General features: G+C 67.1%; 5 protein-coding genes. 3 read left to right on the top strand and 2 right to left on the bottom strand.

Annotated features, from left to right (window positions below):
• Together JOZ00_RS25780 and gabT are read right to left on the bottom strand one after the other, a co-directional pair.
• Window positions 1–1,863 (bottom strand): AMP-binding protein (locus JOZ00_RS25780; RefSeq protein WP_293350073.1); only part of this gene is annotated, 1,863 nt, incomplete at its 3' end.
• Between the two features lie 149 nt (window positions 1,864–2,012).
• The gene (gene gabT, locus JOZ00_RS25775) at window positions 2,013–3,353 is read right to left on the bottom strand and encodes a 4-aminobutyrate--2-oxoglutarate transaminase (protein ID WP_293350075.1); all 1,341 of its coding nucleotides are present in this window, start codon (window positions 3,351–3,353) and stop codon (window positions 2,013–2,015) included.
• Between the two features lie 184 nt (window positions 3,354–3,537).
• Between gabT and yajC the strand changes: the two genes are divergently transcribed.
• From yajC to secF, 3 genes are all read left to right on the top strand, one after another.
• Entirely contained in the window at window positions 3,538–3,864 is a 327-nt protein-coding gene (yajC, locus tag JOZ00_RS25770; protein ID WP_293350071.1) for a preprotein translocase subunit YajC, read from the top strand.
• Between the two features lie 101 nt (window positions 3,865–3,965).
• Window positions 3,966–5,729 (top strand): protein translocase subunit SecD, encoded by a 1,764-nt coding sequence (secD, locus tag JOZ00_RS25765; RefSeq protein WP_293350069.1) that lies wholly within the window; start codon window positions 3,966–3,968, stop codon window positions 5,727–5,729.
• A 3-nt stretch (window positions 5,730–5,732) separates the two neighbouring features.
• On the top strand, window positions 5,733–6,678 hold a 946-nt coding region (gene secF, locus JOZ00_RS25760), incomplete at its 3' end, for a protein translocase subunit SecF (protein WP_293350067.1).

Genomic DNA, 6,678 nt, shown 5'->3' with positions numbered 1-6,678 from the left:
CCGCTCGCCGTAGTGCTGCTTCAGCTTCGGCCACGCCAGCTTGCGGATCCCGGTCAGCAGCCCGTTCTCCAGGCTGAACGGTGTGGTCTCGACAATGAAGTCGCGCGGCACCTCGTAGGACTGCAGGTTGGCTTGGCGCGCAACGTTTTGCAGCGAGTCGGCGATTTTCGGCTTGAGCGTCTTGAGGTCGTCGTTGGCCAGCGCCTCCTCGGTGGGAACCACGACGGCCAGCAGGTAGGGCTGCGCGCTGTTGCCGTAGACGTAGATCTGGCGGATCAGCGGGCTGTTGCCGAACTCGGCCTCCAGCTTCGCCAGCGTGACGAACTCACCCTGCGCGAGCTTCAAGACGTTGTTGCGGCGGTCGACGTACACCAGCCGGTCGGGAGCGATCTCGGCGAACACGTCGCCGGTCCGGTAGTAGTGGTCCTCGTCGAACACGCTGGCCGTGGTCTCGGCCCGCTTGTAGTAGCCGGGGAACATGTTCTCGGTCCGCAGCAGCAGCTCGCCGCGCGGGTGCGGCCGGTCGGTGCTGAAGTAGCCCAGGTCCGGTACATCGACCAGCTTGTAGTCGACCACCGGCGGACGCTGAATCTCGCCGTCGAACAACACCATTCCGGCCTCGGTCGAGCCGTAGCCGTCCATCAGGTGCATTTCGAGCAGCGACTCGGCCCACTTTTTCAGCTCCGGTGAGGTGGGCGCCGAACCGGTCATCGCGAAGATGAACCGCCCGCCCAGCAGGTACTGGCGCTGCTCGTCGAGCACCTCTTCCTCGATCGCGGCGCGGTCGGCGCCATCGGACAGCCGGCGTTCGACCTGGCGCTGGAATTCGCCGAAGAGCGTCTCCCAGATCCGCGGGACGAAGTTGAGTTCGGTCGGCCGCACCAGCTGAAGGTCTTCGAGCAGCGTCGACAGGTCGCTGCGGGCCGCGAAGTAGGCGGTGCCGCCGTTGCCGAGCGTGCCGTACAGGATGCCGCGGCCCATCACGTGGCTCATCGGCATGAAGTTGAGGGTGATCGACGCGGCGCTCTCGCCGAACCAGTTCTTGCTGCCGCGGCGCCACATCTTGCCGACGTTGCTCTGCGGGTACATCGCGCCCTTGGGCGCGCCGGTGCTGCCGGAGGTGTAGATCAGCAAGGCCAGCGGGTCGTCATCCGCGGGTGCCGCGACCGGGGTGTCCGGCAGGTCCTTGCCGCGCTGCAGCACGTCCGCCAAAACCTCGACACCGATGCCGGTCAGTCGCGCGCGGGCTTCCTCGACGGCCTCCCGCTCGTCGTCGACCTGTGGGTGGTAGTCGAACACGACGAGCTTGGCGGGCTTGTGCTCGCCGCTGCCGATCAGCTCGACGGCGTCGCGCAACTGCGCGACGCTCGACGCGATCAGGCTGGGCTCGGTCTCGGCCACGATGGGCTGCAACTGGGTCAGCGACGCGCTGGTCTGCAGCGGCACGGACACCGCACCGATCCGGCCGAGCGCGATGTCGATGGTGGTGTAGTCGACGCTGTTGAAGCCGAGCACGCACACCCGGTCGCCGACGTGCACGGACTCGTTGGCCCAGGCGCGTCCCAGCGCTTCCACGCGGTCGTTCAGCTCGCCGTAGGTGATGGTCTCGTAGCGGGAGACCAACTCCATGCGCGTGCGCCCGGTCGCCGGGTCGGTCACGTAGTCCACCACGCGCTGCCCCAGTGCGGGCCGGTCCGCATAGCCGTCCAGCACGGTCTGGACGATCTGCCGCAATGGCATCCCGGGCTGCTCGACAGCAGCCGTGATCGCCTGATCCGGCCGGGCGGCGGCGAACTGAGGGTCGTTGGCGCAGAGATCTTCGACGCGGCGGGCGATCCGGGCGTCCTGAGTGGTAGTCGACATAAATTTTCCCCTACAAATCAAAGTTATTGAGATCAATATGCGCGATTCGCGCTGATGGTTAGAACGTTAGCGAAAGTAACGTTATTCCGCCACGACCTGCTCTGATGTCGATTGTGAGATTGCCCACCAGGCGGGGCGGAGCCCCCGGTCTAGAGCTCGCCCAGCAGGCCGGTCAGGACGTCCAGCCCCTCGGTCAACAAGTCGTCGCCGATGGTCAGCGGCGGCAGCAGCCGGATGATGTTGCCGAACATGCCGCAGGTCAAAATCACGACCCCGGCCGCGTGGGCGGCGGTGGACAGCTTCTTCGTCAGTTCGGCGTCCGGCTCCGAGGTTCCCGACTTCACCAATTCAATGGCGATCATCGCGCCGCGCCCGCGCACGTCCCCGATCCGGTCGTCACTGGCCTGCAGCCGCAACAGGGGTTCGGTGATCAGCCGTTCCAGGTGTTGTGCCCGCTCGATGAGCCCGTCACTCTCGATGGTCGCGATGGTGGCCAGTGCGGCCGCACACGCAACGGGGTTTCCGCCGAAGGTCCCGCCCAAACCGCCGAGGTGGGATGCGTCCATCATGTCCGCCCGGCCGGTGACGGCCGACAGCGGCAGACCGTCGGCGATGCCCTTGGCGGTGCAGATCAGGTCCGGCTCGATGCCCTCGTGCTCGCAGGCGAACATCGCCCCGGTGCGCGCGAAGCCGGTCTGCACCTCGTCGGCGATGAAGACCACGTCGTTGCGCCGGCACCAGTCCAGCAGCGCGGGCAGGAACCCCTCGGCGGGCACGATGAATCCGCCCTCGCCGGCGATCGGCTCGATGATGACCGCGGCCAGGTTGTCGGCGCCGACCTGATTGGTGATCACGTTGATGGCGCGCGCGGCGGCTTTGTCCCCGTCGGTGCCGAGTTCCTTGTCGATCAGCCCGTCGCGGTACGGGTAGGACAGCGGCGCCCGGTAGATCTCCGGCGCGAAGGGGCCGAAACCGCTCTTGTAGGGCATGGACTTGGCGGTCAGCGCCATCGCCAGGTTGGTGCGGCCGTGGTAGGCGTGGTTGAACGCCACGACGGCGGGCTTGCGGGTGTGGGCGCGGGCGACCTTCACGGCGTTCTCGACGGCCTCGGCGCCGGAATTGAAGAGCACCGAACGCTTTTCGCCGGAGCCGGGCGTGATCCGATTGAGCTCCTCGGCGACGGCAACGTACTGCTCGTACGGCGTCACCATGAAGCAGGTGTGGGTGAACTCTTCGACCTGCGCGCGTACCGCGTCGACGACCCGGGGCGACGAGTTGCCGATCGTGGTCACCGCGATGCCGGACGCCAGGTCGATCAGCCGGTTGCCGTCGACGTCCTCGATGATGCCGCCACCGGCGCGCGCCACGAACACGGGCAAGGAGACGTTGACCCCGTGCGAGACGGCGGCGGCGCGGCGTTTGGTCAGTTCCAGCGATGCGGGACCGGGGATCTCGGTGACCAGCTGGCGCGTCTGCTCGAGGCTGGCCACGTCTTCCTCCTCCTCACCGCGGCGCTCCGCCACGTCGCGGTTCAAGCCTATCTGGGTTGGCGCCCACTGGCCTGCCAGACTAAACGGGCACACTGGACCGTTGCGGGGCGCGCGACTTCCTGGTCGCCCTTGCGGGGATGCCCGAAAAGTCAGCCCGACTAACACGACGAAAGACAGGGCCTATATGGAGAGTTTGGTCTTATTCTTGCCGTTCCTGCTCATCATGGGCGGGTTCATGTACTTCGCATCGCGCCGCCAGAAGCGCGCGATGCAGGCCACCATCGACCTGCACGACTCGCTGCGGCCGGGGGACCAGGTGCACACGACCTCGGGCATGCAGGCCACGGTCGTCGCGATCACCGACGACAACGTCGACCTCGAGATCGCCCCCGGGGTGGTGACCACCTGGATGAAGCTGGCGATCCGCGACCGGATCCTGCCTGATGACCCCGAGGAGCTCACCGACGGCGAAGGCCCCGCCGACGAAGACCATCTGAGCAACGATTCCTGACCGGAATCACCGGACCGACCGACGGCTTGCGCAAACGGCCTGTGCACGGCACGTAGGCTCTGTCGGGGTAAGAAACCGATTCTCAAGGAGATAAAAGGAACGTGGCATCGTCTTCGGCGCCGGTGCACCCAGCCCGCTACCTGTCGGTTTTCTTGTTACTGCTCATCGGCGTCTATCTGCTGGTGTTTCTCACCGGGGACAAGCGAGCCGCCCCCAAGCTCGGCATCGACTTGCAGGGCGGCACCCGTGTCACCCTGACCGCCCGCACCCCGGACGGCTCACGCCCGAGCCGCGACGCGCTGGCGCAGGCGCAGCAGATCATCAGCTCCCGGGTCAACGGGCTGGGCGTCTCCGGCTCTGAGGTCGTCGTCGACGGCGACAACCTGGTCATCACCGTTCCCGGAAACGACGGCAGCCAGGCTCGCAACCTGGGGCAGACGGCGCGGCTGTTCATCCGGCCGGTGCTCAACTCGATGCCCGCCCAGGGCGTCCAACCCAAGCCACGCCAGCCCGCCGGCGGCCTAGGTGGGCCCGGCCAGCCGGCCCCCGGTCAACCGGCACCCGGTGAGCCCGCCCCCGCGCCCGGTCAGCCGGCCCCGCCGCCCGGTCAGCCCGCGCCCGCGCCGGGCGTTCAGCCCAGGCCGTACCCGCAGGACCCGCCGCCCTCGCCCAGCCCCGCGCCGCCCGCACCGGCGCCTGCGGCGCCGCCGGCCGAAGCGCCCGCGCCGCCTGACCCGCGCAAGGATCTCGCCGAACGCATCAGCGACGAGAAGAAGTGGCGGCAGAGCCCGCGGCAGGGCATCCAATATCTCGCCCTGCAGTTCCAGGCGACGCGCTGCGACAAGGACGACATCCTGGCCGGCAACGACGACCCGTCCCTGCCGCTGGTGACCTGCTCGACCGACCACAAGACGGCGTACCTGCTGGGGCCGTCGATCATCAGCGGCGACCAGATCCAGGACGCCTCGTCGGGCATGAACCAGCACGGCATCGGTTACGTCGTCGACCTGCAGTTCAAGCCCTCGGCGGCGAGCACGTGGGCGGACTTCACCGCCGCCCATGTCGGCACCCAGACCGCGTTCACCCTCGACTCGCAGGTCGTCAGCGCCCCGCTGATCCAGGAAGCCATCCCAGGCGGGCGGACCCAGATCACCGGCGGGGACCCGCCGTTCACCGCTTCGACCGCGCGCCAGTTGGCCAACGTCCTCAAGTACGGGTCGCTGCCCCTGTCCTTCCAGTCCTCGGAGGCCCAAACCGTCTCGGCCACACTGGGATTGACGTCGCTGCGGGCCGGCCTGATCGGGGGAGCGATCGGCCTGGCGCTGGTGCTGCTGTATTCGCTGCTGTACTACCGGGTGCTGGGTCTGCTCACCGCTTTGTCGCTAACCGCTTCCGGCGCAATGGTTTTCGCGATCCTGGTGCTGTTGGGCAGGTATATCAACTACACCCTGGACCTGGCCGGCATCGCAGGTCTGATCATCGGCATCGGTACCACCGCCGACTCGTTCGTGGTGTTCTTCGAGCGCATCAAAGACGAGATCCGGGAAGGCCGTTCGTTCCGCTCGGCGGTGCCGCGAGGCTGGGTGCGGGCGCGCAAGACGATCGTCTCGGGTAACGCGGTCACCTTCCTGGCAGCCGCGGTGCTGTACTTCCTGGCCATCGGCCAGGTGAAGGGCTTCGCCTTCACGTTGGGCCTCACCACGATCCTGGACCTGGTGGTGGTGTTCCTGGTGACCTGGCCGCTGGTGTACCTGGCCTCCAAGTCCCCAACGCTGGCCAAACCGGCGTACAACGGCCTGGGAGCCGTTCAGCAGGTCGCCCGCGAACGGCGGGCTTCGTCGCAGGTCAAGACGGGACGGGGATAGCACATGACTCCTTCCAAGCCTTCCAAGGACGCGACCGAGATCACCGAGGCCTCCGACGACACCGTCGAGTTCACCGACAGTTCCGCCCAGCTGCCGCGGCACAGCTTCCTGTCGCGGCTCTACACCGGTACCGGCGCGTTCGAGGTGGTCGGCCGCCGGCGGCTGTGGTTCGGCATCAGCGGCGCGATCGTCGCGATCGCGATCGTCAGCATCATCGTGCGGGGCTTCACCTTCGGGATCGATTTCAAGGGCGGCACCACGGTGTCGATGCCCGCGGCGGGCGCGACCGGCACCGTCCACAGCTCCCAGGTGCAGGACGTCTTCAAGAAGACCCTGGGCAACGATCCGGAATCGGTGGTCATCGTCGGCAATGGCGCGTCCGCGACGGTGCAGATCCGTTCCGAGACGCTCTCGAATGATCAGACGTCGAAGCTGCGCACCGCCCTGTTCGACGCGTTCCAGCCGAAAGGTCCCGACGGCAAGCCGAGCAAGGCGGCCATCAGCGACTCGGCGGTGTCGGAGACATGGGGTGACCAGATCACCAAGAAGGCGCTGATCGCGCTAGTGGTGTTCCTGGCGCTGGTCGGCCTGTACATCACGGTGCGCTACGAGCGCTACATGACATTCGCGGCGATCGCGGCCATGTTCTTCGACCTGACCGTCACCGCGGGCGTGTATTCGCTGGTGGGCTTCGAGGTCACACCGGCGACGGTCATCGGCCTGCTGACGATTCTGGGCTTCTCCCTCTATGACACCGTCATCGTCTTCGACAAGGTCGAGGAGAACACCCACGGCTTCCAGCACACCACTCGGCGTACCTTCGCCGAGCAGGCCAACCTGGCGATCAACCAGACGTTCATGCGTTCCATCAACACCAGCCTCATCGGCGTCCTGCCGGTGCTGGCGCTGATGGTGGTGGCGGTGTGGTTGCTGGGCGTCGGCACCCTGA

The organism is Mycobacterium sp. (assembly GCF_019243155.1).
Classification (GTDB): Bacteria; Actinomycetota; Actinomycetes; order Mycobacteriales; family Mycobacteriaceae; genus Mycobacterium.
Note: the sequence above shows the minus strand (reverse complement) of the source record. Positions and strands in the feature narration are given on the sequence as shown.